Origin of the sequence: Salinarimonas sp. (genome assembly GCF_040111675.1) — a bacterium.
GTDB lineage: Bacteria > Pseudomonadota > Alphaproteobacteria > Rhizobiales > Beijerinckiaceae > Salinarimonas.
This window is the reverse complement of record NZ_CP157794.1, coordinates 604805-630264: the sequence shown is the minus strand read 5'-3', so window position 1 is coordinate 630264 and position 25460 is coordinate 604805. Positions and strand designations below refer to the sequence as shown.

Genomic DNA, 25460 nt, shown 5'->3' with positions numbered 1-25460 from the left:
AAGGCCGCGACCCGCGGTCGCGCCGCGGCGGGCTCCTCGCTCTCGACATTCGTCGCGCGCGAGCTATCGTCGCCCTCCTTTCGACGCCCGTTCGCGCGGGCGCGTGCGGAGAACACGAATGGCGAGGCTCAGCGTCAACCTCAACAAGATCGCCCTCCTGCGGAACTCGCGGAAGACGGGCGTGCCCGATCCCGTGAGCTTCGTGCCGCTGGCCAGGCGCGCCGGCGCGGAGGGGATCACGCTGCATCCGCGCCCGGACGAGCGGCACGTGCGCCGCGCCGACGTGCCCGCGATCGCCGCCGCCATGGAGGGCCTGCGCCCGGCCTTCGAGCTCAATCTCGAAGGATATCCGGACGAGCGCTTCCTCGCCATCGTGCGCGAGATCCGCCCCGAGCAGGTGACCTTCGTGCCGGACGCCCCCGACGTCTTCACCTCCGACAAGGGCTTCGACCTCGACGCCGCCCAGCGCGACCTCGTGGCCCACGCGCTCGAGGGGCTGAAGGGTGTCGAGACGCGGGTGATCCTGTTCGTCGACCCCGATCCGGAGGTCGTGCCGCGCGTCGCCGAGGCGGGCGCGCACGGCATCGAGATCTATACCGGCTCCTACGCCGAGGCCTGGAAGGCGCGCGCCCACGCGCCCCTCCTCGACGCCGCCGCCAAGGCGGCGCTCGCGGCGCGCGAGCGCGGGCTCGTCGTCAATGCCGGGCACGACCTCAACCTCGAGAACATCCCCCCGCTCGTCGCCGCCATCCCGCACCTCGCGGAGGCCTCGATCGGCCACGAGCTCACCGCCGACGCGCTGGTGATGGGCTTCGAGGGAGCGGTCGCGGCCTACGCGGCGGCCCTGCGCGGCGAGGCGTGAGAGGCGCTTGCGAGGGCGTCGCCGAAATGTCACAAGCGCGGCGACGCGACCCCGAGGACCCCGCCGATGACAGCCGCCCCGCTCACCCCCGACGAGGTCCTCGCCGAGTTCCGCGACGCGGGCGCGCTGCTCGAGGGGCATTTCGTCCTCTCCTCGGGCCTCCACTCGCCGGTCTTCCTGCAGAAGATGCGCATCTTCCAGGAGCCGCCGCGCACCGAGAAGCTCTGCCGCGCGCTGGCGCAGGCGATCGCGGCGCGCTTCGGCGCGGTCGACGTCGTGGTCTCGCCCGCCGTCGGCGGGATCGTGCCGGGCTACGAGACGGCGCGCCATCTCGGCGCCAGGGCGATCTTCGTCGAGCGCGAGAACGGCGTCTTCGCGCTGCGCCGCGGCTTCGAGATCGCGCCCGGCGCGCGGGTGGTGATGGTGGAGGACATCGTCACGACGGGGCTCTCCTCGCGCGAGTGCCTCGCGGCTCTGGCCGAGCATCCGGGCGAGATCCTCGGCGCGGCCTGCCTGATCGACCGCTCCGGCGGGCGCGCCGATCTCGGCGTGCCGCTGGTCGCGCTGGCGACGCTCGACATTCCCGCCTATCCGGCGGATGCTCTGCCGCCGGAGCTGGCGGCGCAACCGGCGGTGAAGCCGGGCAGCCGTGGGCTGAAATCGTGACGTCGAGCTCGGCGCGCGCCTTGACATAAGTTGGAGAGACGCGTCTTATTCGTGCACGAACGTGTACAAACTTCGCCCTTATGGGCGGGCACGTGACATTATACGGGATTGCCGTCGCGTGAACCGCCGAAGCGGGCCCGGCGCAGCGACCTCGATCGGAGTGATTGCCATCATGAGAGACCAGGAACGTATTGCGATATTCATCGATGGTGCGAACCTCTACGCCACGACGAAGACGCTGGGTTTCGACATCGACTACAAGCGGCTCCTGAAGGAGTTCCAGTCGCGCGGATATTTGCTCCGGGCGTTCTACTACACGGCGCTGGTCGAGGACCAAGAGTATTCGTCCATCCGGCCGCTGATCGACTGGCTCGACTACAACGGCTACCGCGTCGTCACGAAGCCGACTAAGGAATTCGTCGACTCCACCGGCCGCCGCAAGGTCAAGGGCAACATGGACATCGAGCTGTGCATCGACGCGCTCGAGCTCGCGGCCCACGTGGACCACATCGTGCTGTTCTCCGGCGACGGCGATTTTCGCTCGCTGGTCGAGGCGCTGCAGCGCCGCGGCGTGCGGGTCTCGGTGGTCTCCACCATCTCGACCCAGCCGCCCATGGTCGCCGACGAGCTGCGCCGGCAGGCGGACGAGTTCATCGACATCGCGAGCCTTCTGCCCAAGATCGGCCGCGACCCGGCCGACCGGCCGCCGCGCGACTATTCCGATCGCCCCTCCCGCTTTCAGCAGGGCGGCCCCGGCGGCAATCCCGGCCTGGAGCGCCGCTACGGCATCCGCCAGGGCCAGGGCGGCTTCGGCGGCCCGCAGAACGCGCCGGACGAGGACGAGGATTTCGAGGACTGAGACGGCGGCGGAGAGAGTCGCACGGGACGGGCGCAGGGGGCTCGCGAGGGGCGTCGCCGGAAGGCGGCGCCCCTTTCTCGTGTCCGCACTCCCGCCTCGGCCGGCCGGACCGCCTCAAACGTGGTGGAGGATCTTCGACAGGAAGAGCTGCGCGCGATCGCTGCGCGGCGAACCGAAGAACTCCTCCGTCGGCGCGTCCTCGACGATCTCGCCGTCGTCCATGAAGACGACGCGGTTCGCCACCTTGCGGGCGAAGCCCATCTCGTGGGTGACGACCATCATCGTCATGCCCTCCTGGGCGAGCTCCACCATCACCTCGAGCACCTCGTTGATCATCTCGGGGTCGAGGGCCGACGTCGGCTCGTCGAAGAGCATGGCGATCGGGTCCATGGCGAGCGCGCGGGCGATGGCGACGCGCTGCTGCTGCCCGCCGGAGAGCTGGCCGGGAAACTTGCGCGCCTGGTCGGCGAGCCCGACCCGCGCAAGCAGCGCCTCGGCCTTCGCCTCCGCCTCCTCGCGGCTGCGGCCGAGCACCTTCTCCTGCGCGAGGCAGATGTTCCGCGTCACGCTCATGTGCGGGTAGAGCTCGAAGTTCTGGAAGACCATGCCGATGCGCGCGCGCAGCTTCGGCAGGTCCGTGCGCCGGTCGCCTACCGAGATCCCGTCGACGACGACGTCGCCGCCCTGGAAGGGCTCGAGGCCGTTCACGCACTTGATCAGCGTCGACTTGCCCGATCCGGAAGGGCCGCAGACGACCACCACCTGGCCGTGATCGACCCGCGTCGTGCAGGACTTGAGGACGTGGAAGTCGCCGAACCACTTGTCCAGCTCGCGGATCTCGATCATGTCGCGTATTTCCTCTGGAGCCGCCGGACGTAGAGCGAGCCGGAGAAGCAGATCACGAAGTAGACGGCCGCGGCGAACAGGTACATCTCGATGAGCCGTCCCTCGTTGCGCGCGACGATCGTTGTCGCCGTCATGAAGTCGCGCAGCGAGACGACGAAGACGAGGCTCGTGTCCTGGAACAGGATGATCGCCTGCGTGAGCAGGACCGGCGTCATATTGCGGAAGGCCTGGGGCAGCACGACGTAGCGCATCGTCTGCGCGTAGGTGAGCCCGGTGGCGTAGCTCGCCCAGACCTGGCCGCGCGACACCGACTGGATGCCGGCGCGCACGATCTCGGAATAGTAGGCCGCCTCGAACAGCGTGAAGGCGATCAACGCCGAGTAGAAGCCGCCCACCGGCCTGCCGATGATCAGGGGCACCAGGAAGAAGAACCAGAAGATCACCAGGATCAGCGGCATCGAGCGGAAGAAGTTGACGTAGCCCGCCGAGACGAGGCGCAGCGCGCGAAAGCCCGAGAGCCGCATTAGCGCCAGGATCACCGCGAGCACGATGCCGCCGAGCGCGGCGAGCACCGTGAGCAGCAGCGAGAGGCCGAGCCCCTGCGCCAGGAAGGGCAGGGAGGAGACGATGACGTCGACGTCGAAGGCCATGGCTCAGCGTCCTCCGGCGATGAAGCCGGGCATGTGCGCGCGGCGCTCGACGAGGCTCATCCCCGCCGTGACGGTGAGCGTGATGACGACGTAGATGACCGTCGCCGCCGTGAAGGCCTCGAAGCCCTGGAAGGTGTACTCGGTGATCTGGCGGCTCTGGGCGGTGAGCTCGAGCACGCCGATCGTGAGCGCGAGGGAGGAGTTCTTGAAGATCGTCAGGAACTCGGAGGTGAGCGGCGGCACGATCAGCCGGTAGCCGACGGGCAGCAGGACGTAGCGGTACACCTGCGCGGTGGTGAGCCCGCTGGCGTAGCCGGCCATCGCCTGGCCGCGGGGGATCGACTCGATCCCGGAGCGCACCTGCTCGGCGACCCGCGAGGCGGTGTAGAAGCCCAAGCCCACGACGGCGGTGGTGTATTCCGGCAGCGGCAGGTCGCGCTTGACCCAGCGACCCCAGTCCTCCGGCAGGAGCTCTGGCAGGACGAAGTACCACAGGAAGAGCTGGACCAGGAGCGGCACGTTGCGGAACAGCTCGACATAGGCGGTGCCGATGCCGCGGGCGACACGGTTCGGCAGGGTGCGCATCACGCCGACGACCGAGCCGAGGGAGAAGGCGATGACCCAGGCCGCGACGGAGACGGCCATGGTCCAGCCGACGCCGGAGATCAGCCAGTCGAGATAGGGCTCCTCGAACAGGATGCCCCAGTTCCAATTGTAGTTCATGGACAGGCCCGATGGCGGGCGAGCCCGGCGCGCGCGGCGCCGGGCTCGGGGATGCGCGGGAGCGCCGCGGGACGCGGCACGCGGGAGGCCGTCACTCGGGCAGCGCGTTCAGCGTCCAGGCCGCCTGCAAGAGCGGCGTCGGCGGCTCCGAGACCGCTTCGCTGGTCGGGAAGGGCATGAACCACTTGGCGTAGATGTCGTTGATCTCGCCCGAGCGGAACAGGTCCGCGAGCACGCGGGTGCCGAGCAGCTGGAAGGCGCTGTCGTCGCGGCGCACCATGATCGCGTAGGGATCGTAGGAGAGGAAGTCGCCGACGACCGCGTAGTTCTCGGGGTCCCGGGCGCGGGTGATCAGGCCGTAGAGCAGGATGTGGTCCGTCGAGTAGGCGTCGACGCGGTCGGTCTCGAGCGCGAGGAAGCCTTCGGCGTGATCCTTCACGTTGAGGACCTCGACGTCGAGCATCTGGCCCTCGATCATCTCCTTGATCACGCGCTCGTTGGTGGTGCCCTGCGCCAGCGCGATCCGCTTGCCCTCGAGGTCCGCCAGCGTCTCCACCCCGGCGTCCGTCTTCACGAGGAGCTTGGTGCCGGTGATGAAGGTGACGGGCAGGTAGGCGACCTGCTCCTGGCGGCTGAGCTTGTTGGTGGTCGAGCCGCACTCGATGTCGATCGTGCCATTGGCGAGGAGCGGGATGCGCGTCTGCGGCGTCACGGGAACGAAGCGCACGTTCAGGTCCGGCTTGCCGAGCTCCTCCTTCACGGCGTCGGCGATGCGCAGGCACAGGTCGACGGAGTAGCCCTGCGGCGGGCCGCCGGCGGAATCGATCCACGAGAACGGGATCGAGGTCTCGCGATGGCCGATGACGATCTCGTTCGCCTCGTCGATCTTGGCGAGCGTGCCGTAGAGGTCCTGGGCCTGGGCCTGCGCCGTCGCGGCGAGCCCGAAGGCCGCCGCGAGGGCGCCGGCGCCCGCGGCGACGCGGGCGAACTGTCGGAAAACGCGTCTCATGTCTTGTTCCCCTCTGTTTGTCGCTGACATGAAGCGGGTCACGCCGCTTTTTCCTGCGGCGCGTCGAAGGCGCCGACGTAGCCGAACAGGCCCGCCGCGCCTCCGGTGTGCAGGAAGACGACCGTCTCGCCCCTGGCGAAGAAGCCCTTGCGGACGAGGTCGATCAGGCCCGCCGCGCCCTTGCCGGAATAGACCGGGTCGAGCAGCACGCCCTCGAGCCGCGCGAACATCTCCACCGCCTCGACCATGCCGGGCGTGGGCACGCCGTAGCCGCCGCCGACGTAGTCGGTGTTGGCGACGACGTCCTCGCGCGCGACGAGGCCCGGCAGGCCGAGCTTCTCGGCCGTGGCGCAGGCGAGCCGGAAGACGGTCTCCTCCTGCTTGTCCCGCGGCGCGCGCACGCCGATGCCGAGCAGCGGCACCTTGGCGTTGACGCCCTTCAGCCCGACGACCAGCCCCGCCTGCGTGCCGGCGCTGCCGGTGGCGTGGACGAGGTGGTCGATCACGAGCCCCATCGCGTCGGCCTGGGCCATCAGCTCCTGCGCCGCGTCGACGTAGCCGAGCGCGCCGGTCGGGTTCGAGCCGCCGCCGGGGATCGCGTAGGGCCGGCGCCCCTCGGCCGCGAGCCGCGCCGCGACGACCTGGAGCTCGGCGTTCATGTCGAGGCCGCCGGGGCGGCGCTCGATGGTCGCCCCGTGCAGCCGGTCGAGCAGGACGTTGCCGTTCTCGTTGTAATCCGCCGTGCGGAAGCCGGTGCGGTCCTCGAGCAGGATGTGGCAGTCAAGACCGAGCCGCGCCGCGGAGGCCGCCGTCTGGCGCGCGTGGTTCGACTGCGTCGCGCCCTGGGTGACGACGATGTCGGCGCCCCGGTCGCGCGCCTCGGCCATCAGGAACTCGAGCTTGCGGGTCTTGTTGCCGCCGGTCGCGAGACCGGTGCAGTCGTCGCGCTTGATCCAGATGTCGGGGCCGCCGAGCGCCGCCGAGAGCCGCTCCATCGGCTCGAGCGGGGTCGGGAGATGGGCGAGCCGGATCCGGGGGAAGCGTGCGAGATGCATGGTGAAGCAAAACCTTTCCGAAGCGGAACAATGCGCCTTGATCGTCGGGGCGATCAAATGCGAAATCGGGCGGGAAAGATGCGCGATCGGCAAGTTGGGCGGGGCTCATGCGGCTCGAATGGCTGGAGGACATCCTGGCGGTCGCGGAGACCGGCTCGTTCCAGGCGGCGGCCGAGCGGCGCCGCCTGACGCAGCCCGCCTTCTCGCGCCGCCTGCGCGCCATCGAGGAGAGCCTCGGGGTCGCGCTGTTCGACCGCTCCTCGAAGCCGGCGCGCGTCCTGCCGCATGCGCTGGAGGAGGTCGAGCGCATGCGCGACCTCGCCGCCGGCCTGCGCGAGCTCTCGGCGCGCTTGCGCGAGCGCGACCGCACCCGCCGCAACCGGCTCGTCATCGCCTGCCAGCACGCCATCACCACCTCGACCGCGCCGGCGCTGATCGAGCGGCTCTCCGGCCTCGATCTCGACATCCGCCTGCGCTCGGCCAATCGCGACGAGTGCCTGGCCCATCTGATGACGCGCCATGCGGACGTCGCCCTGTTCTACGACGTCGAGGGCGGCGCGCCGATCGCGGGGGCGGATTTCCTGACGCTCGCCGATATCGGCGTCGAGACGCTGACCCCCGTCTTCGCAGCCGGCACGGTGGACGCGCTGAACGAGGCTTACGGGCGCGGCGAGCTGCCGGTCGTCGGCTATCCGAAGGACGTCTTCCTCGGAGCCGTGCAGCGCCGGCTGATCCTGCCGCGGCTCGGGCATGCCGGGGCGTTGCGCACCCGCCTGGAGACGGCGCTCACGCTCGCGGCTCTGCAATGCGCCCGCTCCGGCATCGGCGTCGCCTGGGTGCCGCGCTCGCTGGCCATGGACGATCTCGCGCGCGGCGCCCTCGTCGATCTCGGCGGCTCGCTGCCGGTCGTGGAGATGCGCCTGGTCGCGGCCCGCGCCCGCGGCGCCGCCCCGCCCGCGGTCGCCGCCGCGTGGCCGGAAATCGTCGGCTCGCAGGATGCCGCTGCGGCGTCGCTCGTGCGCTCCGCAGCGCCAGGATCCGTCAGCCCTTCTCCTTGAGGAGCCGCGACTTCTCGCGCTGCCAGTCGCGCTTCTTCTCCGTCTCGCGCTTGTCGTGGAGCTTCTTGCCCCGGCCGAGCCCGAGCTCGACCTTGGCGCGGCCGCGATCGTTGAAGTAGATCCGCAGCGGGATGACCGTGTAGCCCTCGCGCTGGGTGGCGCCGAGCAGCTTGTCGATCTCGCGGCGGTGGAGCAGCAGCTTGCGCGGCCGGCGCGGCTCGTGATTGAAGCGGTTCGCCTGCAGGTATTCGGGTATGTAGGCGTTGTAGAGGACGAGCTCCTCGCCCGCCGGGCCGGCGTAGCTCTCCCCGATCGTCGCCTTGCCCGAGCGCAGGGACTTCACCTCCGTGCCGGTGAGCGCGATGCCGGCCTCGTAGGTGTCCGTGATCTCGTAATTGAACCGCGCCTTGCGATTGTCGGCGACGACGCGGTGCGAATGCGCGTTCTTCTGCTTGGCCATCAGGCTCTCAGGAATTGATCAGCCCGGCCGCCCGCATCGCCGCGCGCACCTGCTGCTTGCACGGCTCGGAGGCCGTCACCAGCGGCAGGCGCACGGCGTCGGACATGCGGCCGAGCACCGACAGGGCGAACTTCGCCGGCGTCGGGTTGGTTTCGACGAACAGGGCGTGGTGCAGGGGCATCAGGCGGTCGTGCAGCTTCAAGGCGGTGGCGGCGTCGCCCGACAGGCTGGCGGCCTGGAAGTCGGCGCACAGGCGCGGCGCCACGTTCGCCGTCACCGAGATGCAGCCGTGCCCGCCATGCGCATTGAAACCCAGCGCCGTCGAATCTTCGCCAGAAAGCTGTAGGAAATCTGGCCCCATGGCGGCGCGTTGCTGGCTCACCCGCACCATGTTCGCGGTCGCGTCCTTGACGCCCGCGATGTTGGGGAGCTCGTAGAGACGCGCCATCGTCTCGACGGACATGTCGATCACCGAGCGGCCGGGGATGTTGTAGATGAGAATCGGGATTCCCACCGCTGCGTCGATCGCCTTGAAATGCTGGTAGAGGCCCTCTTGCGTCGGCTTGTTGTAATAGGGCGTGACCACGAGCAGCGCGTCGGCGCCGGCGCGCTCGGCGTGGCGCGCGAAGTCGAGCGCCTCGGCGGTGGAGTTCGAGCCCGCCCCGGCGATCACGGGCACGCGGCCCTTCGCCTCGGCGACCGTGATCTCGACGACGCGCTTGTGCTCGTCGTGGGAGAGCGTCGGGCTCTCGCCGGTGGTGCCCACGGGGACGAGGCCGGTCGAGCCGTTCTCGATCAGCCAGTCGACATGCGCGCGCAGGGCGGCCTCGTCCACGGCGTCGCCTTCGAACGGCGTGACCATGGCGGGAATGGAGCCGCGCAAGCGGGAGAGGACGGCATGAGCGGGCATGAACAGGCTCCGAAGCGGTCGGGTGTCGGCGCGCGCGGCGATGGAGCGCGTGAGGCGCCGTTCATAGCGCGAGCGTCGGCCGCGCGCAAACGCATGACGGGCGTCGCGACGTGCCTCGCGGCGCTTCTCGTCTGCGCATCCCCGGCCGGCGCGGCGGCGCCGCTGCCGCCGCCTCATCCCGAGCGGATCGAGACCGCCGAGGCGACGCCTGCGCCGGCCCCGGCGGATGCGGACGGCGCCCAGACGGAGGAGACGACCGCGGCCGCGCCGGAGCCCGCTCCCGAGCCGGACGCCCGGGACGCGGCGCGGCGTCTCGCGCTCACCGAGATGCTGAACGCCTACGACGACGGCCGCCTGACGGAGGGCGACACCCTCGCCGCCGCGTGGGAGACGCTCGTCGACGGCGATCCCGCGGCCCGGGTCGCCGGGGAATGGCTCGCGATCCGCGCCGGCGCCGTGCGGGACTTCTCCCGCCTGGCGGCCTTCCTCGGCGACAATTCGGGCTGGCCCGAGACCCGCGTCGCCCGCCGCCGGGCGGAAGAGGCGTTGTTCAACGAGGACGTCTCGCCCGCCACCGTGATCGGCTTCTTCGCCCGCGCGCGGCCGACGACCGGCGAGGGCGCCATCGCGCTCGCCCGCGCCTTCCGCGCCGACGGCGCCGAGAGCGACGCGCGGGCGCTCGCCCGCGAGACCTGGCGGGACATGCGCCTCTCGCTCGCCGAGGAGGCCGCCCTCGAGCGCGAGTTCGACGGCGTGCTCGAGCCGGTCGATCATCGGGTGCGCTTCGAGCGCATGCTCTTCCGCGAGGATTGGCGCGGCGCCGAGCGCATGCTCGCGGCCTTCCCGACGCAACATCGAAGCGATCTGGCGAGCCTGATCGAGACGCGCCGCGCCGTCGTCGCGCGCGCCCGCGACGCGGAGAAGAAGCTCGACGCGCTGCCCGCCCGGCTGCAGGCGGAGCCGTCGGTCCTGTTCTCGCGCCTCAAGCTGCTGCGCCACGAGCAGCGCTACGACGAGGCCGCGCGGCTCCTCTCCGGCGCGCCGAAGGAGATCGACCTCGTCATCGACGGCGACGCCTGGTGGAACGAGCGCCGGATCGTCGCGCGCTCGACGCTGGAGGCGGGCGACGTCGCGCGCGCCTACGCCATCGCCGCGAACCACGCCGCGCAATCGCCGGCCGAGATCATCGAGGCGGAATGGACCGCCGGCTGGATCGCGCTGCGCTTCCTCGAGGCGCCAGGCGTCGCCGCCGGGCACTTCGCGCGCGCGGCCGAGGAGGCGACGCTGCCGATCTCGGTCTCGCGCGTCGCCTATTGGCGCGGGCGCGCGGCCGAGGCGCAGGGCGAGGAGGAGACGGCGCGCGAGCACTACGGCACGGCGGCCGCGCACCCGATCGCCTACTATGGCCAGCTGGCGCTGGAGGCGCTGGGCGAGACCACGCTTCCCATCCGCGCGCCCGACGTCGACATGGAGGCCGCGCGCACGGCCCTCGCGGAGCTGCCGGCGGCGCGCGCCCTCGCGCTCCTGCACGAGGCGGGGCTCGGGGAGCGGGCGATCCCGCTCTACGCGGCGCTCGGCGCGAGCCTTGAGGACGCGGGCCTCATCGCGGCGCTCGGCGAGGCGGCCGTGGAGCGCGAGGACCCGCGCGGGCTCCTCGCGCTCGGCAAGGCGGCCGTCTATCGCGGCCTGCCGCTCGATCTCTACGCCTACCCGACGCTCGGCATCCCGCCCTTCGAGCCGGCGACGGAGGCGGTCGACCCCGCCCTCGTCTACGCCATCGCCCGCCAGGAGAGCGCCTTCCACCCGCGCGCGGTGAGCCATGCCGGCGCGCGGGGCCTGATGCAGCTGATGCCCGCGACCGCGCGGGCCACCGCGCGCCGCTTCGGCCTCGCCTACGCGCCGGAGCGGCTCCTCTCCGACCCCGCCTACAACGCGACCTTGGGCTCGGCCCATCTGGCCGAGCTGATCGAGGATTGGGGCGGCTCCTACGTCCTCACCTTCGCCGCCTACAATGCCGGCGGCGGCGCGGTGCAGCGCTGGCTCGACCGCTTCGGCGACCCCCGCGGCGGCGCCGTCGACCCGATCGACTGGGTGGAGATGATCTCCTTCCCCGAGACGCGCAACTACGTGCAGCGCGTGATGGAGAACTTCCAGGTCTACCGCCGGCTGCTCCACGAGGATCGGCCGCTGGGCGTGCGGGAGGATCTCGCGCGGGGAGCTCGGAGGTAGAAACCGAGCGGGGCGTCGCGCAACCCGACGACGACCGCTCCGCACGGGCGAGCGTCGCCCGCCTGCGCCCGGCTTGGCAAACCCGCCCTCCCCCGCCTATATCCAGCCTTCAGCGATACGCGAGATCACCCACCATCGCCGCCCTCCACGCGGGCGCCGCGGCGCGAGCACGGATACCCCCATGGCCGGACACAGCCAGTTCAAGAACATCATGCACCGCAAGGGGCGCGTCGACGCGCAGCGCTCCAAGCTCTTCTCCAAGCTCGCCCGTGAGATCACGGTCGCGGCCAAGATGGGCATGCCCGACCCGGCGATGAACCCGCGCCTGCGCGCGGCGGTGCTCGCCGCCAAGGCGCAGTCCATGCCCAAGGACAACATCGAGCGCGCGATCAAGAAGTCTCAGGGCGGCGACGCGGAGAACTACGAGGAGATCCGCTACGAGGGCTACGGCCCCGGCGGCGCCGCGATCATCATCGAGGCGATGACCGACAACCGCAATCGCACCGCCTCCGACATCCGCTCGACCTTCACCAAGGCCGGCGGCAACCTCGCCGAGACCGGCGCCGTCGCCTTCATGTTCGACCGCGTCGGGGTCGTCGAGTACGGGCCGGACGTCGCGGACGCGGACGCGATGCTGGAGGCCGCCATCGAGGCGGGCGCCGACGACGTCGTCTCCTCCGAGAGCGGCCACGAGGTCTATTGCGCCGACACGGCGCTCGGCGAGGTCACGAAGGCGCTCGAGGAGCGCTTCGGGGAGGCCAGCAAGTCGGCGCTGATCTGGAAGCCGCAGAACGCCGTCGTCGTCGACGACGAGGCGGGCGAGAAGCTGATGAAGCTGATGGAGACGCTCGAGGACCACGACGACGTCCAGAACGTCTACGCCAATTTCGAGCTCTCCGAGGCGCTGATGGAGCGGCTCAGCGCGGCCTGAGGCCCGCGCCCGCAGCGGAATCAATCCTCGCGTCGGCGGAAGCGCTCGCCCGCTTCTTCCGGCGGCGGCTCGCGCGTGTCGCCCTCGCGGCCTTCCGGCATGGCCTGGCCGGGCCCGCCGAGGCCGCCGGCGCGGCCCGTCGCCGTCGCGCCGGAGCCCGGCGTGTCGAGCGGGCCGCCGGGGGTCACCTTCGGCATGGGCTGGTTGCCGGTGCCCGCCGTCGAGGTCTCGTCGCCGGTGGTCTCGTCGTGCACCTGCTTCGCCCCTCCGAGGTCGAATCCCGGGCGGTCGACCGCGTCCGCGCCCGGCTCGCGGGACGCGGCCGCGGGGTCGGGCCGCTCGGTCGGGACCTTCGGGGAGAGCTTGTCGTCGCGTTCGTCGGCCATGGCGTCCTCCCTGGTTCTCGTCGGATCCTCGCGGCGCCCCGCCCAGCCGGCGGCGGCGCGCTTCACCGCGGCGTCGGCGGAGCCCGGCGGCGCGGCCTCCTCGGGACGTGCGCCGAAGCGCATTTCGTCGCCGTCCGCGCGGGACGGGCGCTCGAGCGCCTCCTTCATCTCCTTCGGATCGGGACTATCCTTCGGATCCGGCCTGGTCATCGCTCGCCCTCCGCCTTGTCGGGCTGGCCCTGCTTGCCGCCGCGGCCGGCCGGATCGGTGGCGTCCTCGCCGTTCGCGGCGGGATCGGCGCGGTTCTGCGGGGTCAGGCGCGGGCGCTCGGCGTCGTCGACGTCCTTCGTCACGTCCTCCGCGATGGCGTCGGCGGCGGCGCGGCGCGCCTGCTCTCTCGTGCGGTCGTCGGGCATGGAAGCCTCCTTCGCTGTCGGGGAGGCGAACGCGGCGCGACGGCGCGGGTTCGGCCCGCGAGTTCCTGGCGGGCTGACGGCGCGGCGTTTTCCATGTATTTACCATAGACGTCGAGCATGCCGGGGCCATGACCAAGCGAATCGCACTCACCCGCGCGCTGCGCGCGCTCCCGATCCTCGCCCTCGCCGCCGCGGCGAGCGCGACCCTGCCCGCGCCGGACGCCGCGGCGCATACCGATTTCCGCTCCTGCCTCGCCGAGTTGCGCAGCGCCGCCGCCCGCGAGGGCGTGTCCGGCGCGACCTTCGACCGCGCCACGGCGGGCGTCGAGCCGGACATGAGCCTGCTCGAGCTCCTGAACTTCCAGCCCGAGTTCCGCACCGCGATCTGGGACTACATCGCCGGGCTCGTCGACGAGGAGCGCGTCGCCGACGGACGGCGCGCCATGGCGCGCTATCCGAACGCGCTCGCCGTCGCCCAGCAGCGCTGGGGCGTCGACCCGCACGTGATCGCCGCGATCTGGGGCGTCGAGTCGAACTACGGCCGCAACATGGGCAAGCGGCCGCTGATCCAGTCGCTCACCACCCTCTCCTGTCACGGCCGCCGGCAGAGCTTCTTCCGCGGCGAGCTGATGGCCACGCTGAAGATCCTGGAGCGCGGCGAGATCCCGCAGGAGCAGCTCGTCGGCTCCTGGGCCGGCGCCTTCGGGCAGACGCAGTTCATCCCCTCGACCTACCAGCGCATCGCGGTCGACTTCGACGGCGACGGCCGGCGCGACATCGTCGGCTCGACGGTGGACGCGCTCGGCTCGACCGCGAACTACCTCGCGCGCTCGAACTGGCGCGCCGGCGAGCCCTGGGGCTACGAGGTGCGCCTGCCGGCGGGCTTCCCGGAGAGCCGCACCGGGCGCACCAAGCGTCGCGCGCTGTCCGACTTCGCGTCGTGGGGCGTGCGCAAGGTCGACGGCTCGCCGCTGACGGGGCCCGGCCAGGCGGCGCTGCTCGCGCCGGCGGGCGTGAACGGGCCGGCCTGGATCGTCTTCCGAAACTTCGACGCGATCTATTCCTACAACCAGGCGGAGAGCTACGCGCTCGCCATCGCGCTGCTCTCGGATCGCCTCGCCGGCCGCCCCGGCATCCAGACGCCGTGGCCGACGAACGACCCGCCGCTCTCGCGCGAGGAGCGCCGGGAGGTGCAGCGGCGCCTCCTCGCCATGGGCTACGACATCGGCGACGTCGACGGCATCATCGGCTCGAAGACCCGTGCGGCGATCAAGGAGGTCCAGAGCCGGATCGGCCAGGAGCCGACGGGGCGCGCGGGGCTCCTGTTCCTGAACGCGCTGCGCGGGGGCTGAGGGGCGGCTCGCGCATGCCCCGCCCCACCGCCTACGCCATGTGCGGCCTCGCCTTTTCCGGCAAGTCGACCGTCGCGCGCCGGCTCGCCGCGGCGCTCGACCTCGCCCTCATCTCGCTCGACGCGATCAACGACGAGCGCGGCTTCGATGGGGGCGGCGTGATCGACGATTCGGAATGGGAGCGCACGAGCCACCTCGCCATGGATCGGCTCGCGCGCGCCCTCGCCGCCGGACGCTCCGCCCTCGTCGACGATACGTTCGCCATGCGCTTTCTGCGTGACCGCGCCCGGCGCGTCGCCGAGGCGCACGACGCACGCTTCGTGCTCATCCATGTCGAGACGCCGATCGAGACGATCCAGGCCCGGCGCCGACGCAACGACGAGACCCGCGCGCGCATGGCGATCACGGACGCGGTCTTCGACGATCACGTGGCGCGCTTCGAGCCGCCGGGGCCGGACGAGCCGGTGCTGCGGATCGCGAGCGAGGCCGATCTCGCGGCGCTGATCGCCGCCGAGCGCGCCGCGCGCTGATCAGAGCTCGTCGTCGTCCTCCGGCGGGGGCGCCATCGGCTCCGCCGCCTCCGAGATGCCGTCCGCCACGGGCGCGTCCTCCGCCGGGGCGCGCTCGCGCACGTCGACGATCTGGGCGCCGGGGAAGCGCGAGAGGATGCTCTGGACGAGGGGGTGGTTCGCCGCGTCGCGCTTGCGTTCGCGGGCGGCCTCGGCCGCGACCTCGGCGAGCGGCGGGGCGCCCTCCTCGCGGGAGAGCGCGACCATCCAGCGCTTGCCCGTGAGCTCGGCGAGCTTGCGGGAGATCTCGTTGGGCAGGTCGCGCCGGCCGCTGTCGGCGAGAGCGAACTCGAGCCGGCCGTCCTCGTAGTGGACGAGGCGCACGTCGCATTCGAGGGCGCGCTTGAGGCCGATGTCGCGACGCTCGCCGACGAAGGCGACGAGGTCCTCGAACCGCGCGAGCCGGATTGCGGGGGCTGCCTGCGCCGCCGCGGCCGGGCGCGGGGCGGGCGCGGCGCTCGGCTCGGGCCGTGGCTGCGAGGGGACGGCGGAGAGGAGCGCCTTCGCCGCGGGCAGCGGCGCGCGCCCGCCGCCGCCGCCGATGGCGGCCTCGCGCGCCGGCGGCGGCGCGTCGCGCATGGCGCTCGGTCCCGCGCCGCTCGCGCTGCCGCCCGAGGAGGGCGCCGGCGCGCCGCCGCCGGCGGCGATCGCGCCCGAGCCGTCCTTCAGCATGCGCAGGGCCTCGTCCGGCGTCGGCAGATCGGCGGCGTAGGCGAGGCGCACGAGCGCCATCTCGGCCGCCGGCATGGGCCGGGGCGCCTGCGAGACTTCCGGGATCGCCTTGAGCAGGATCTGCCAGGCCCGCGACAGCACGCGCACCGACAGCCGCCCCGCGAAATCCGCGGCGCGGGTGCGCTCCTCCTGCGAGAGCGTCGGGTCCTGGTCGGCCTGGGGGACGAGCTTCATGCGCGTCGTCAGGTGCGTGAACCCGGCGAGCTCCTGGAGCACCATGGCCGGATCGGCGCCGTTGTCGTACTGGTCGCGCAGCTGCGCGAAGGCGGAGGCGACGTCGCCCTTCATCACCGCCTCGAACAGGTCGATGATCTTGGCGCGGTCGGCGAGGCCCAGCATGTCCCGCACCGTCTCGGCCGTGACCACCCCCGCCCCGTGCGCGATGGCCTGGTCGAGCAGCGAGAGCGAATCGCGCACCGAGCCCTCCGCCGCGCGCGCGATGGCGGTGAGCGCCTCGGGCTGCGCCTCCACGCCCTCGAGCCCGCAGATCTTGCCGAGATGCGCGACCAGGGTGTCGCCCGGCACGCGCTTGAGGTCGAAGCGCTGGCAGCGCGAGAGGATGGTGACGGGGACCTTGTGGATCTCGGTCGTGGCGAAGACGAACTTCGCGTGCGGCGGCGGCTCCTCCAGCGTCTTCAGGAACGCGTTGAAGGCCGCGTTCGAGAGCATGTGCACCTCGTCGACGATGTAGACCTTGTAGCGGGCCGACACCGGCGAATAGCGCACCGCGTCCGAGATCTGGCGGATGTTCTCGACGCCGTTGTTGGAGGCCGCGTCGATCTCCAGCACGTCGATGTGCCGGCCCTCGACGATCGCCTCGCAATGGCGGCCCATCGCCTTCAGGTCGATGGTCGGGCCGCCCCCGCCGTCCTCGGGCTCGTAGTTGAGGCCACGCGCCAAAATGCGCGCCGTCGTCGTCTTGCCGACGCCGCGCACGCCGGTGAGCATCCAGGCCTGGGGGATGCGCCCGGTGGCGAAGGCGTTCGAGAGCGTGCGCACCATCGCTTCCTGGCCGATCAGGTCGTCGAAGGAGCGCGGACGGTACTTGCGGGCGAGGACGCGGTAGGGCGCGGGCGCGGCGGACGCGTTCACCGTCGGCGCGGGCTCGAGGCCGGGAAAGGCCGGCTCGTCGGCCGCGGGGGGAAGCGTCTCGGTCTGCGTGTCGTCGGTCATCGTCTCGTCGTCTTCGCGGCGCTGGCGGAGATGGCGCGAGACGCGTGCGAGCCGCGCGGAGAGAAAGAGGTGGGAGGCTGGTCGAGAACCCGTTCGGTCTCGTTAGGGCTGCTTCCTTCCGGACCTGACCCGGTTGGCGAGCGAGACGTCCCTCGCCAACCTCCCGGTTCCGTATATGGACCGGCGGGACGGGGGATGCAAGCCGGGTGACGGGGGATTTCGGCTTCCGAGATCCTGCCTCAATCGGGATCGCTCAGCCAATCCTCGCGGGCGTGGCGGATGCGGACGATCAGCACGCCGTCGGCGTCCAGGACATAGATGACGACGTGCGCGCTGTAGGGGTGGACGCGAACGGGAGGCTCGATCTCCAGGCGCTCGCGCGCGGCTCTCGGATTTTCGCAGAGGAAGCGAAAGATCGCTTCGAGCCCGCGGACATAGGCGTCGGCGTGGTCGTATCCGAACAAGCTCGCGCTGTGGCGATGAATGCGGACGACGTCATCCTCCGCCGCACGCGACAGACGCCAAGCCATCGGCGCTCAGTCTCCAGGCGTGGATGGATCGCGGGCGGCCGCGATCAGCTCCTCGATGGAGCGGTCGCCGACGCCGCTCTCCAACCCCTCCCGGACGAGCTCCTGCATCGCCGCGATCTTGGCCTGCCGCTCCTGATCGCGCCGGATGAGGTCACGGACATAGTCGCTCGCGTTCGCGTAGCGACCGCCGCGCGCCTGCGCTTCGACCCAGTCCTTCATCGGATCGGGCAGGGATACGTTCATGGTCGCCATCGGGTCCTCCGAGCCAGGATGACAGCGCCTTTGGCAAAGCCTGTCAAGAACCGCGGGCCGGCTCCTCACACCCGCCAATACCGCGCCGCGTAGTCGATCACGAAGCGGTCCGGGTCGGCCCCCACCGCCGCCATGGCGCGCAGGATCACGGCGTCGGAGGGCAGGAGCGACAGGGGCACGGCGCGGGCGAGCGCCTCGACGGGGGCCTTGTCGTCGAAGCGGGCGCGGAACAGGTCCTCGTCGGCGAGCGGGGCGATCGAGTTCGTCACGCCCCCGCGGATGACGACGCCGCCGGTGGCCGAGAACAGGATGCCCATGTCGCCGCAGAAGCGCGCGAGGTGCTTGAGGAAATGCTGCACGGTCGCCGCGCAATGCGGGCAGGCGCCGTGGGCGCGGGCGACGAGCTCGGGCGGGTCGTCCTCCACCGCCGCCGGGTCGCGGCCGAAATCGGGGGCGAGCGCCCGGTGGAGCCGCAGCATGCCGGGCCCGGACAGGATCGTCTCCGGCGTGAGCCGGCCGAAATGCCGCTCGATCCGCGCGAAGACGGGCACGTCCTCCTCGTCCAGCGGCCCGAAGCCGATATGCCCCGCCTCGCCCGGCAGCGGCGCCGCGCGCCCGCCGACGACGACGAGCGCCGCCATGCCGAGCCCCGTGCCCGGACCGAGCACGAGCTTCGGCCCCCCGCCCGGCGGCACCGGCCGGCCGATGGGCCGCACGTCGGAGGGCTCGAGCACGGCGAGCGCCAGGGCGGCCGCCTCGAAATCGTTGAGGAGAAGCCCCTGCGCGAGGTCGAAATGCCGGGCGAGGTCGGCCCCGTCGAAGGTCCATTGCGCGTTGGTCAGCCGCGCCTCGCGCCCGAGCACCGGCCCCGCGGCGCACAGGATCACGCTCTTCGCCCGCACGGGGCTCGCGGAGAGCGCCTGCTCGATGGCGTCGTAGGCCGTCGGCGTCTCCTTCGTGCGCAGCCGGCATACGGGCGCGAGCGCCGCCCCCGGCTCCTCGGCGAGCGAGAAGCGGGCGTTGGTGCCGCCGACATCGGCGACGAGGAGGGGATGCGGGACGGGTCTCATGTCCTCTCAACGCGCGAGGCGGGGAAGCGGGTGCGCCCCCCCGGGAGAGGAATAGGCGAGAGGGCGGGGCGGGGGCAACACGGGAGGGGAGAGCGATTCGCTCAACGCCTCAAGCTCGCCAGGATGAGTGGGACGTACAGCACGACCAGAATCATCGGCAGGTACAGCGGGCTCGTTCCGTCGAGGAGGAGGCCGGTCAGCGGCAGGCCGACGATGGTGGTGAGCCCCCAGGTGAGCGCCAGGACGGCGCTGCCGGTCAGCAGCGGGGCGCCGGTGTAGCGGTCCCCCAGCTCCTTTAGCGCCATCGTGTACGTCGCGAACGCCACGCCGCCCCAGACGAACGCGAGTACGGTCAGCAGCGTCGCCGATTCGATCCGTGCCATCGGCACCGAGAGCAGCACCGTCGCGATGGAGAACACGAGAACGACCCGGCGATTGGGGAACCTGTCGGCGAGCGCCCCGATCAGCGGCTGGAAGCAGGCTCCGCCGATGATGATCGCGCCCAGCACGCGGCTGGCCTCGGCGACCTCGAGCCCGCGCGCGCTGCCGAAGATCGGCTTCATCGACATGGCGACGTTGTCGAAGAAGGCGATGCTGGCGAAGCACAGGACGAGGTAGGGCGCCATCAGCGCGAAGCGCAGCATGTCGCGTGCGCCGCCGTCCGACCCGGGCTCGGGCGCGAAAGTGAGGCCGGAGATCGTCGAGCGGAAGGCCAGTAGCGGCAGCGCTGCGGCGACGAGCAGGCCCAGGCTCGTCGCCTGGATCACCAGCGCGTCGCCTGCGGCGAGCGACAGGAGGATCGGCCCGACGCCGTAGCCGGCGATCAGCGCGGTCGTATAGACGCCAAGGATCCGCCCCCGCGCCGCATCGGGCGCCAGCCTGTTGATCCAGGCTTCGCCGACGACGAAGAGCCCATTGATGAAGATGCCGAGCGAGATGCAAAGCGGCATCAGCAGGAACGGGAGCATCGCATCGTCGGCGACGGCGTACCAGGCGTAGAGGGCGGCGAGGGTCGCGAACGAGGCGGTGATCGAGCAGAGCGACAGGACGTACGGCCCCGTCACCAGGGCGATGCGGGGCGTCAGCAGGCTGCCGACGACGAGTCCGATCGGAATCATCGCCGCGTTGAGCCCGACGAACGAGGTGGAGAACCCCCTCGCCTTCAGGAGCACCGTGAGATACGGATAGTTTATCCCCAGCGTCACAGTGAAGACGCTCACGGCTCCGATCACAGCCAAAGCGGGCCCGATTTTGGCGGGCGTTGTCGCCAGTGCCTTGCTCTTCATGGGCGCGCCTCTCCAGCGTTTCGCCTCGTTCGCCGCCTGGAGAAACCGGGAATGCGCGTCTCGAGGAATTTCGCGCAACGTGCCGCCGATCGATGCGCAGGTCAAGCCTCGCTCGCATTCTATCTGTTTTACAATTTGAGATAGGGCCTTCATCACGCGTCGGCCTCAAGCGTCCCCCGCGACCGCCCGCCCCCTTCACAAGTCCCCGCCCCTGCCGTAAGCCGGTCCGCATGACACGCTCCGGCCTCGTCAAGATCTGCGGCCTGAAGACGCCCGAGACGCTGGATGCGGCGCTCGCGGCGGGCGCCGACATGGTCGGGCTCGTGCATTTCCCCAGGAGCCCGCGGCACGTCGAGGTGGACGCCGCCGCCGACCTGGCGGAGCGGGCCCGCGGTCGGGCGGAGATCGTCGCGCTCGTCGTCGATCCGGACGACGAGCTCCTCGCCGCGCTCGCCGAGCGCGTGCGCCCGGACCTGATCCAGCTTCACGGCAAGGAGCCGCCGGAGCGCGTCGCCGCCATCCGGGAGCGCTTCGGGACGCCCGTGATGAAGGCGGTCGGCATCGCCGAGGAGGCGGATCTCGCCCGCGTGCCGCCCTACGCCGCCGTCTGCGACCGGCTCCTGTTCGACGCCAAGCCGCCGAAGACCACGGACGCGCTGCCCGGCGGCAACGGCCTCTCCTTCGACTGGCGCCTCGTCGCGGCCCTTGACCCGGGACGCCCGGCCATGCTGTCAGGTGGGCTCACCCCGGGGAATGTCGGGGCGGCGATCGCGGCGACCCGCATGCGCGCCGTCGACGTCTCCTCCGGGGTGGAATCCGCGCCGGGGGTCAAGGACCCGATCGCCATCGCGGCCTTCACGGCCGCCGCCCGCGCCGCCTGGCGCACGCTCGACGAGGCAGACACGCCGTGACCGCTCCGCAGAAGCCCAATTCCTTCCGCAACGGACCCGACGAGACCGGGCATTTCGGCATGTTCGGCGGCCGCTTCGTCGCCGAGACGCTGATGCCGAACATCCTCGAGCTCGAGGCGGCCTACGAAGCGGCCAAGGCCGACCCGGAGTTCGAGCGCGAGCTGCGGTCCTACGCCAAGCACTATGTCGGCCGGCCGAGCCCGCTCTACTACGCCGAGCGGCTGACCGAGCACGTCCGCGAGACCGCGGGCGCGGACAAGGGCGCCAAGATCTACCTCAAGCGCGACGAGCTCAACCACACCGGCGCGCACAAGGTGAACAACGTGCTCGGCCAGATCCTGCTCGCCCGGCGCATGGGCAAGAAGCGGATCATCGCCGAGACCGGCGCCGGCCAGCACGGCGTCGCGACCGCGACGCTGTGCGCGCGCTTCGGCCTCGAATGCATCGTCTACATGGGCGCCGTCGACGTCGAGCGGCAGCGCCCCAACGTCTTCCGCATGGAGATGCTCGGCGCCACCGTCGTGCCCTGCCATTCCGGCTCGAAGACGCTCAAGGACGCGATGAACGAGGCGCTGCGCGACTGGGTGACCAACGTCGAGACGACGTTCTACTGCATCGGCACCGTGGCCGGCCCCCACCCCTACCCCGCCATGGTGCGCGACTTCCAGTGCGTCATCGGCGACGAGGTGCGCTGGCAGATGCAGGAGGCGGAAGGCCGCCTGCCGGATTCCCTCATCGCCGCCATCGGCGGCGGGTCGAACGCCATCGGCCTGTTCCACCCGTTCCTCGACGACGAGGGCGTCGAGATCTACGGCGTCGAGGCGGCCGGGCGCGGCATCGAGACCGGCGAGCACGCGGCCTCGATCACCGGCGGCAAGCCCGGCGTCCTGCACGGCAACCGCACCTACCTCCTCATGGACGGCGACGGCCAGATCACCGAGGCGCATTCGATCTCGGCGGGCCTCGACTATCCCGGCATCGGCCCGGAGCATTCCTGGCTCGCCGATGTCGGCCGCGTGACCTACATGTCCGCCACCGACCAGGAGGCGCTCGCCGCCTTCCAGCTGATCTCGAAGCTCGAGGGCATCATCCCCGCGCTCGAGCCCTCCCACGCCATCGCCCGGGCGGTGGAGATCGCCGCCGACAAGCCGCGCGACCACCTGATGGTGATCAACTTGTGCGGCCGCGGCGACAAGGACATCTTCACGGTCGCCGAGCACCTGCGGGGCGGGTTGTGAGCGCAGCCTTTCGCAACTTCGTCTTCTGCGCGATCCTCCGTCGTCGGGTGACGAAGGGGGGATGACGATGGCGAACGGGTCCGAGCAGACGTTGCGGGAACTCACCGGCGCGATGGATCAGCTGGGTCGGCACGTGTCGACTGTCATCGGGCAGGTGGATCGCCTCGCGGGCGTGGCCGGGGACGTCGTCGGCGAGGTCCGAGTGGGCTTTCGAGCCATGGACGCCCGGATCGACGGGCTGGAGATTCGCATCCACGACCGCTCCGAAGAGCTGCGCCGGGAGATGAACGAGCGCTTCGCCGCCGTGGGACGCCGCTTCGACGAGGTCGAGCACCGGATGGACCGGCTCGAGACGCAGATGCGGACCCTCCACACCGTCATGAGCCGCGTCGAGCAGAACGTCCTCGACGCCACCCGCTCCGCGCTCCACGCGCACGCCCGCATCGACGGCGTCGAGCGCCGCATCGCCCCCTCGCCCGACAACCCACCGGACCCGTCATGACCGCCCGCATCGAAGCCCGTTTCGCCCGCTGCCGTTCGGAAGGCCGCGCCGCCCTCGTCACCTACGTCATGGCCGGAGACCCGGACCCGGAGACCTCGCTCGAGATCCTGAGGGCGCTGCCGAAGGCCGGCGCCGACATCCTCGAGTTCGGCCTGCCCTTCACCGACCCGATGGCCGACGGCCCGGCGATCCAGGCGGCGGGCCTGCGCGCGCTCCGCAAGGGCCAGACCACGGCGGGAACGCTGGAGCTGGTGCGCCGCTTTCGCGCCGAGGACGCGGACACGCCCGTGATCCTGATGGGCTATTTCAACCCGATCTACCAGTACGGCGTCGACCGCTTCCTCGCCGAGGCAAAGGACGCCGGCGTCGACGGGCTCATCGTCGTCGACCTGCCCCCGGAGGAGGACGCGGAGCTGTGCCTGCCGACGCTCCAGGCCGGCCTCGCCTTCATCCGCCTCGCCACCCCCACCACCGACGACAGGCGCCTGCCGGCGGTGCTCGCGAACACGGCGGGGTTCGTCTACTACGTCTCGATCACCGGGATCACCGGCGCGGCGACGCCGGATTTCGGCAAGGTCGAGACGGCGGTGGCCCGCATCAAGGGCCATACGAACCTGCCGGTCGTCGTCGGCTTCGGCGTCAAGTCCGGCGCCCACGCCGCCGCCATCGCCAAGGGCGCGGACGGGGTCGTCGTCGGCTCGGCGCTGGTCTCGGCGCTCGAGGGCACGCTCGCCGACGGCGCGGCGACGCCCGAGACGGTGCAGACCGTGGCGCGGCTGGTGTCGGAGCTCGCCGAGGGCGTGCGCTCCGTGGCGAAGAGCGCGGCCTGAGGACCGCGCTCACCCGAGCGTCGCGCAGGCCCCCTCCAGCCAGTCGCGCGTCGCCGCATCGACGAGCGGGCCGATCGTCTCCAGCACCCGCGCGTGATAGGCGTCGACGAAGGCGCGCTCCTCCGGCGTCAGCAGGGCGAGGTCGATCAGCTCCCGCGCGTAGGGCGCGAGCGTCAGCGTCTCGAAGCCGTACATCGTGCGCTCGGCCCCGACGACCTCGCGCGCCTCGACCAGGATCAGGTTCTCGATGCGGATGCCGTAGGCGTTCGTCTTGTAGTAGCCCGGCTCGTTGGAGAGGATCATCCCCGGCTCGAGCGGCGTCGTCCCGGTCTTGGCGATGCGCTGCGGCCCCTCGTGCACGGAGAGGAAGCTGCCGACCCCGTGGCCGGTGCCGTGGTCGAAATCGAGCCCCGCCTCCCAGAGCGGCGCGCGGGCGAAGCCGTCGATCTGCGCGCCGGACGCGCCCTTGGGGAACACGGCGCGGGTGATGGCGAGATGCCCCTTGAGCACCCGGGTATAGCGATCCCGCATCTCGTCCGACGGAGCGCCGACGGGCAGCGTGCGGGTGATGTCGGTCGTGCCGTCCTCGTATTGCGCGCCGGAATCGATCAGGAAGAGCTCGCCCGCAGCGAGCGCCCGGTTCGAGGCGCGGCTCACCCGGTAGTGCACGATGGCGCCGTTCGGCCCCGCCCCGGCGATGGTCGGAAAGGAGACGTCGCGCAGCGCGCCGGTGTCGATCCGCTCGGCCTCGAGCCGCTCGACCACGTCGATCTCGGTGAGCCCGCCGGGCGCCGTGCGGGCGAACCAGGCGAGGAAGCGGGCGAAGGCGGCGGCGTCGCGGACATGCGCGGCGCGGGCGCCGTCGATCTCGGCGGCGTTCTTGCGCGCCTTCATCAGCGCGACCGGGTCGGCGCCGACATCCGCCACGCCGCCGGCCTGGGCGACGACGTCGCAGAGCGCCTGCGCCGCCGTGGCGCGGTCGAGCCGGATCTTGCCGCCCCGCGCGGCGAGGTCGGCGAGCGCCTGCGGCAGGGCCGCGGGATCGCGGAAGGCGGCGAGATCGCCCACCGCGTCGCCGGCCTCGTTCGTCACCTTGGCCGGATCGAGGAAGAGCGTGGCGCGCCCCTCGCGCGGCACCAGCGCGTAGCCGAGGGGGAGCGGCGTGTGGGCGACGTCCCCGCCGCGCAGGTTGAAGGCCCAGGCGAGCGCGTGCGGATCGGAGATCACGAGCGCTTCGAGCTTCTCCTTCGCCATGGCCTCGCGGATGCGCCCGAGCTTCGCCTCGCGGCTCTCGCCGGCGAGCGCCTCCGGATGCGGGCGCACCGGCGCCTTCGGCGGGGCGGGACGGTCCGTCCAGATCGCGTCGATCGGGTTCGATCCCGCGGGAACCAGCCGCCCGCCCGCGGCCTCGGCCGCCTTGGCGAGACGCGCGACCGCATCCGCCGTGTGCAGCCACGGATCGTAGGCGAGGACGGCGCCTTCGGGCAGGTTCGCCGCCACCCAGTCCGAGGGGCTGGTCTCGCCGGAATTGAGCACGGCGATCGCGCCGGTGTCGGTCTGCGCCGGGGCCTGGAGCGTGTAGCGGCCGTCGACGAAGAGCGCGGCGCGGTCGGCGAGAACCACCGCCATGCCGGCCGAGCCGGTGAAGCCGGTGAGCCAGGCGAGGCGCTCGGCCGAGGGCGGGACGTATTCCGACTGGTGCTCGTCGGAGCGGGGGACCACGAAGCCGTGCGCGCCGCGGGCGGCGAGCTCGGCGCGCAGGGCCGCGACCCGGCCGGCCACGCGGCTCGGATCGGCGACGTCGTCGAAATCTTGGAAGCGGCTCATGCGAGAAGGCGTACGCGCAAGTGCGCCGGCGCGCAACGGGGCCTGCGCGCGGCCGCGGCGGATCGGCTCCAAACCATGCAGGAAACGGGCAGCTCCGCCCAAGAATAGGGCAGCCCTTGCACCCGATG

General features: G+C 71.7%; 27 protein-coding genes and 1 other RNA gene. 12 read left to right on the top strand and 16 right to left on the bottom strand.

The genetic code is table 11. The features are described from left to right. Positions 1-118 precede the first annotated feature (118 nt). The 3 genes from ABL310_RS02840 to ABL310_RS02830 all read left to right on the top strand — a co-directional run bounded on the left by ABL310_RS02840 (position 119) and on the right by ABL310_RS02830 (position 2387). Entirely contained in the window at positions 119-862 is a 744-nt protein-coding gene (locus tag ABL310_RS02840) for a pyridoxine 5'-phosphate synthase (protein ID WP_349370207.1), read from the top strand. Positions 863-928: 66 nt separating this feature from the next. Continuing rightward, a complete protein-coding gene (gene pyrE, locus ABL310_RS02835; RefSeq protein ID WP_349370206.1) occupies positions 929-1528 on the top strand; it encodes an orotate phosphoribosyltransferase in 600 nt (199 codons plus the stop codon). Between the two features lie 172 nt (positions 1529-1700). Then, positions 1701-2387 carry an NYN domain-containing protein gene (locus ABL310_RS02830; RefSeq protein WP_349370205.1) on the top strand — a complete coding sequence of 229 codons (687 nt, stop codon included), beginning with the start codon at positions 1701-1703 and terminating at the stop codon, positions 2385-2387. A gap of 114 nt (positions 2388-2501) precedes the next feature. On the opposite strand, the gene ABL310_RS02825 is transcribed toward ABL310_RS02830, so the two are convergent. The 5 genes from ABL310_RS02825 to ABL310_RS02805 form a co-directional block, all read right to left on the bottom strand. Beyond that, positions 2502-3233, bottom strand: a complete 732-nt coding sequence (locus ABL310_RS02825) for an amino acid ABC transporter ATP-binding protein (protein ID WP_349370204.1) — start codon at positions 3231-3233, stop codon at positions 2502-2504. Further along, entirely contained in the window at positions 3230-3883 is a 654-nt protein-coding gene (locus tag ABL310_RS02820) for an amino acid ABC transporter permease (protein WP_349370203.1), read from the bottom strand. Before ABL310_RS02820 ends, ABL310_RS02825 begins: the two co-directional genes overlap by 4 nt. A 3-nt stretch (positions 3884-3886) precedes the next feature. Further along, a complete protein-coding gene (locus ABL310_RS02815) occupies positions 3887-4606 on the bottom strand; it encodes an amino acid ABC transporter permease (RefSeq protein ID WP_349370202.1) in 720 nt (239 codons plus the stop codon). A gap of 91 nt (positions 4607-4697) precedes the next feature. Beyond that, positions 4698-5615: an amino acid ABC transporter substrate-binding protein gene (locus ABL310_RS02810; RefSeq protein WP_349370201.1), complete on the bottom strand. Its 918-nt coding sequence runs from the start codon at positions 5613-5615 to the stop codon at positions 4698-4700. 38 nt (positions 5616-5653) lie between these two features. Further along, on the bottom strand, positions 5654-6670 hold the full coding sequence (locus ABL310_RS02805; RefSeq protein WP_349370200.1) for a D-cysteine desulfhydrase: 1017 nt from the start codon (positions 6668-6670) through the stop codon (positions 5654-5656). A 107-nt stretch (positions 6671-6777) separates the two neighbouring features. Here ABL310_RS02805 and ABL310_RS02800 point away from each other — a divergent pair, with 107 nt between their 5' ends. After that, positions 6778-7728, top strand: coding sequence for a LysR family transcriptional regulator (locus ABL310_RS02800; RefSeq protein WP_349370199.1), 951 nt, complete (start codon positions 6778-6780; stop codon positions 7726-7728). Here the strand turns inward: ABL310_RS02800 and smpB are convergent. Together smpB and dapA are read right to left on the bottom strand one after the other, a co-directional pair. Further along, complete coding sequence (gene smpB, locus ABL310_RS02795) at positions 7712-8188, bottom strand: SsrA-binding protein SmpB (RefSeq protein WP_349370198.1); 477 nt, start codon at positions 8186-8188, stop codon at positions 7712-7714. The genes ABL310_RS02800 and smpB overlap by 17 nt on opposite strands. A gap of 7 nt (positions 8189-8195) precedes the next feature. Next, positions 8196-9098: a 4-hydroxy-tetrahydrodipicolinate synthase gene (gene dapA / locus ABL310_RS02790; protein ID WP_349370197.1), complete on the bottom strand. Its 903-nt coding sequence runs from the start codon at positions 9096-9098 to the stop codon at positions 8196-8198. Between the two features lie 93 nt (positions 9099-9191). Here dapA and ABL310_RS02785 point away from each other — a divergent pair, with 93 nt between their 5' ends. After that, positions 9192-11327, top strand: coding sequence for a transglycosylase SLT domain-containing protein (locus ABL310_RS02785; RefSeq protein ID WP_349370196.1), 2136 nt, complete (start codon positions 9192-9194; stop codon positions 11325-11327). A 181-nt stretch (positions 11328-11508) separates the two neighbouring features. Further along, positions 11509-12258, top strand: coding sequence for a YebC/PmpR family DNA-binding transcriptional regulator (locus ABL310_RS02780; RefSeq protein WP_349370195.1), 750 nt, complete (start codon positions 11509-11511; stop codon positions 12256-12258). A gap of 20 nt (positions 12259-12278) precedes the next feature. On the opposite strand, the gene ABL310_RS02775 is transcribed toward ABL310_RS02780, so the two are convergent. Continuing rightward, positions 12279-12854: a hypothetical protein gene (locus ABL310_RS02775; protein WP_349370194.1), complete on the bottom strand. Its 576-nt coding sequence runs from the start codon at positions 12852-12854 to the stop codon at positions 12279-12281. Then, a complete protein-coding gene (locus tag ABL310_RS02770) occupies positions 12851-13060 on the bottom strand; it encodes a hypothetical protein (RefSeq protein ID WP_349372148.1) in 210 nt (69 codons plus the stop codon). Before ABL310_RS02770 ends, ABL310_RS02775 begins: the two co-directional genes overlap by 4 nt. 128 nt (positions 13061-13188) lie before the next feature. Here ABL310_RS02770 and ABL310_RS02765 point away from each other — a divergent pair, with 128 nt between their 5' ends. Further along, positions 13189-14412, top strand: a complete 1224-nt coding sequence (locus tag ABL310_RS02765; protein WP_349370193.1) for a lytic murein transglycosylase — start codon at positions 13189-13191, stop codon at positions 14410-14412. 14 nt (positions 14413-14426) lie between these two features. Further along, on the top strand, positions 14427-14942 hold the full coding sequence (locus ABL310_RS02760) for an ATP-binding protein (protein ID WP_349370192.1): 516 nt from the start codon (positions 14427-14429) through the stop codon (positions 14940-14942). Here ABL310_RS02760 and ABL310_RS02755 read toward each other — a convergent pair whose 3' ends face one another. From ABL310_RS02755 to ABL310_RS02730, 6 genes are all read right to left on the bottom strand, one after another. Further along, entirely contained in the window at positions 14943-16886 is a 1944-nt protein-coding gene (locus ABL310_RS02755) for a DNA polymerase III subunit gamma/tau (protein ID WP_349370191.1), read from the bottom strand. Between the two features lie 68 nt (positions 16887-16954). Next, an RNA gene (gene ffs, locus ABL310_RS02750) (signal recognition particle sRNA small type) lies at positions 16955-17051 on the bottom strand. Between the two features lie 74 nt (positions 17052-17125). Beyond that, positions 17126-17416, bottom strand: coding sequence for a type II toxin-antitoxin system RelE/ParE family toxin (locus ABL310_RS02745; protein ID WP_349370190.1), 291 nt, complete (start codon positions 17414-17416; stop codon positions 17126-17128). A gap of 6 nt (positions 17417-17422) precedes the next feature. Continuing rightward, positions 17423-17668, bottom strand: coding sequence for a type II toxin-antitoxin system ParD family antitoxin (locus ABL310_RS02740; RefSeq protein WP_349370189.1), 246 nt, complete (start codon positions 17666-17668; stop codon positions 17423-17425). A gap of 65 nt (positions 17669-17733) precedes the next feature. After that, positions 17734-18738, bottom strand: a complete 1005-nt coding sequence (locus tag ABL310_RS02735) for a glucokinase (RefSeq protein WP_349370188.1) — start codon at positions 18736-18738, stop codon at positions 17734-17736. A 101-nt stretch (positions 18739-18839) separates the two neighbouring features. Next, positions 18840-20024: an MFS transporter gene (locus tag ABL310_RS02730; RefSeq protein ID WP_349370187.1), complete on the bottom strand. Its 1185-nt coding sequence runs from the start codon at positions 20022-20024 to the stop codon at positions 18840-18842. A 230-nt stretch (positions 20025-20254) separates the two neighbouring features. Here ABL310_RS02730 and ABL310_RS02725 point away from each other — a divergent pair, with 230 nt between their 5' ends. From ABL310_RS02725 to trpA, 4 genes are all read left to right on the top strand, one after another. Next, positions 20255-20935, top strand: a complete 681-nt coding sequence (locus tag ABL310_RS02725) for a phosphoribosylanthranilate isomerase (protein WP_349370186.1) — start codon at positions 20255-20257, stop codon at positions 20933-20935. A 59-nt stretch (positions 20936-20994) separates the two neighbouring features. Then, positions 20995-22173, top strand: a complete 1179-nt coding sequence (trpB, locus tag ABL310_RS02720; protein WP_374730421.1) for a tryptophan synthase subunit beta — start codon at positions 20995-20997, stop codon at positions 22171-22173. 61 nt (positions 22174-22234) lie between these two features. Beyond that, positions 22235-22675, top strand: a complete 441-nt coding sequence (locus ABL310_RS02715; RefSeq protein WP_349370184.1) for a hypothetical protein — start codon at positions 22235-22237, stop codon at positions 22673-22675. Beyond that, positions 22672-23505, top strand: coding sequence for a tryptophan synthase subunit alpha (trpA, locus tag ABL310_RS02710; RefSeq protein ID WP_349370183.1), 834 nt, complete (start codon positions 22672-22674; stop codon positions 23503-23505). The genes ABL310_RS02715 and trpA overlap by 4 nt, the downstream gene beginning before the upstream one ends. Before the next feature lie 9 nt (positions 23506-23514). Here trpA and ABL310_RS02705 read toward each other — a convergent pair whose 3' ends face one another. After that, the gene (locus ABL310_RS02705) at positions 23515-25332 is read right to left on the bottom strand and encodes an aminopeptidase P family protein (protein ID WP_349370182.1); all 1818 of its coding nucleotides are present in this window, start codon (positions 25330-25332) and stop codon (positions 23515-23517) included. Positions 25333-25460 lie beyond the last annotated feature (128 nt).

Bases quoted from the DNA above. Each gene is read 5' to 3' on its own strand.
- pyrE (WP_349370206.1), top strand. From the start codon at position 929: ATGACAGCCGCCCCGCTCACCCCCGACGAGGTCCTCGCCGAGTTCCGC.
- ABL310_RS02760 (WP_349370192.1), top strand. From the start codon at position 14,427: ATGCCCCGCCCCACCGCCTACGCCATGTGCGGCCTCGCCTTTTCCGGC.
- ABL310_RS02840 (WP_349370207.1), top strand. From the start codon at position 119: ATGGCGAGGCTCAGCGTCAACCTCAACAAGATCGCCCTCCTGCGGAAC.
- ABL310_RS02805 (WP_349370200.1), bottom strand. From the start codon at position 6,670: ATGCATCTCGCACGCTTCCCCCGGATCCGGCTCGCCCATCTCCCGACC.
- dapA (WP_349370197.1), bottom strand. From the start codon at position 9,098: ATGCCCGCTCATGCCGTCCTCTCCCGCTTGCGCGGCTCCATTCCCGCC.
- ABL310_RS02725 (WP_349370186.1), top strand. From the start codon at position 20,255: ATGACACGCTCCGGCCTCGTCAAGATCTGCGGCCTGAAGACGCCCGAG.
- ABL310_RS02820 (WP_349370203.1), bottom strand. From the start codon at position 3,883: ATGGCCTTCGACGTCGACGTCATCGTCTCCTCCCTGCCCTTCCTGGCG.
- ABL310_RS02800 (WP_349370199.1), top strand. From the start codon at position 6,778: ATGCGGCTCGAATGGCTGGAGGACATCCTGGCGGTCGCGGAGACCGGC.
- ABL310_RS02785 (WP_349370196.1), top strand. From the start codon at position 9,192: ATGACGGGCGTCGCGACGTGCCTCGCGGCGCTTCTCGTCTGCGCATCC.
- ABL310_RS02705 (WP_349370182.1), bottom strand. From the start codon at position 25,332: ATGAGCCGCTTCCAAGATTTCGACGACGTCGCCGATCCGAGCCGCGTG.
- ABL310_RS02830 (WP_349370205.1), top strand. From the start codon at position 1,701: ATGAGAGACCAGGAACGTATTGCGATATTCATCGATGGTGCGAACCTC.
- ABL310_RS02810 (WP_349370201.1), bottom strand. From the start codon at position 5,615: ATGAGACGCGTTTTCCGACAGTTCGCCCGCGTCGCCGCGGGCGCCGGC.
- ABL310_RS02825 (WP_349370204.1), bottom strand. From the start codon at position 3,233: ATGATCGAGATCCGCGAGCTGGACAAGTGGTTCGGCGACTTCCACGTC.
- ABL310_RS02745 (WP_349370190.1), bottom strand. From the start codon at position 17,416: ATGGCTTGGCGTCTGTCGCGTGCGGCGGAGGATGACGTCGTCCGCATT.
- ABL310_RS02730 (WP_349370187.1), bottom strand. From the start codon at position 20,024: ATGAAGAGCAAGGCACTGGCGACAACGCCCGCCAAAATCGGGCCCGCT.
- ABL310_RS02775 (WP_349370194.1), bottom strand. From the start codon at position 12,854: ATGACCAGGCCGGATCCGAAGGATAGTCCCGATCCGAAGGAGATGAAG.
- ABL310_RS02815 (WP_349370202.1), bottom strand. From the start codon at position 4,606: ATGAACTACAATTGGAACTGGGGCATCCTGTTCGAGGAGCCCTATCTC.
- ABL310_RS02755 (WP_349370191.1), bottom strand. From the start codon at position 16,886: ATGACCGACGACACGCAGACCGAGACGCTTCCCCCCGCGGCCGACGAG.
- trpB (WP_374730421.1), top strand. From the start codon at position 20,995: ATGTTCGGCGGCCGCTTCGTCGCCGAGACGCTGATGCCGAACATCCTC.
- ABL310_RS02770 (WP_349372148.1), bottom strand. From the start codon at position 13,060: ATGCCCGACGACCGCACGAGAGAGCAGGCGCGCCGCGCCGCCGCCGAC.
- ABL310_RS02715 (WP_349370184.1), top strand. From the start codon at position 22,235: ATGACGATGGCGAACGGGTCCGAGCAGACGTTGCGGGAACTCACCGGC.
- ABL310_RS02780 (WP_349370195.1), top strand. From the start codon at position 11,509: ATGGCCGGACACAGCCAGTTCAAGAACATCATGCACCGCAAGGGGCGC.
- ABL310_RS02735 (WP_349370188.1), bottom strand. From the start codon at position 18,738: ATGAGACCCGTCCCGCATCCCCTCCTCGTCGCCGATGTCGGCGGCACC.
- ABL310_RS02765 (WP_349370193.1), top strand. From the start codon at position 13,189: ATGACCAAGCGAATCGCACTCACCCGCGCGCTGCGCGCGCTCCCGATC.
- smpB (WP_349370198.1), bottom strand. From the start codon at position 8,188: ATGGCCAAGCAGAAGAACGCGCATTCGCACCGCGTCGTCGCCGACAAT.
- ABL310_RS02740 (WP_349370189.1), bottom strand. From the start codon at position 17,668: ATGGCGACCATGAACGTATCCCTGCCCGATCCGATGAAGGACTGGGTC.
- trpA (WP_349370183.1), top strand. From the start codon at position 22,672: ATGACCGCCCGCATCGAAGCCCGTTTCGCCCGCTGCCGTTCGGAAGGC.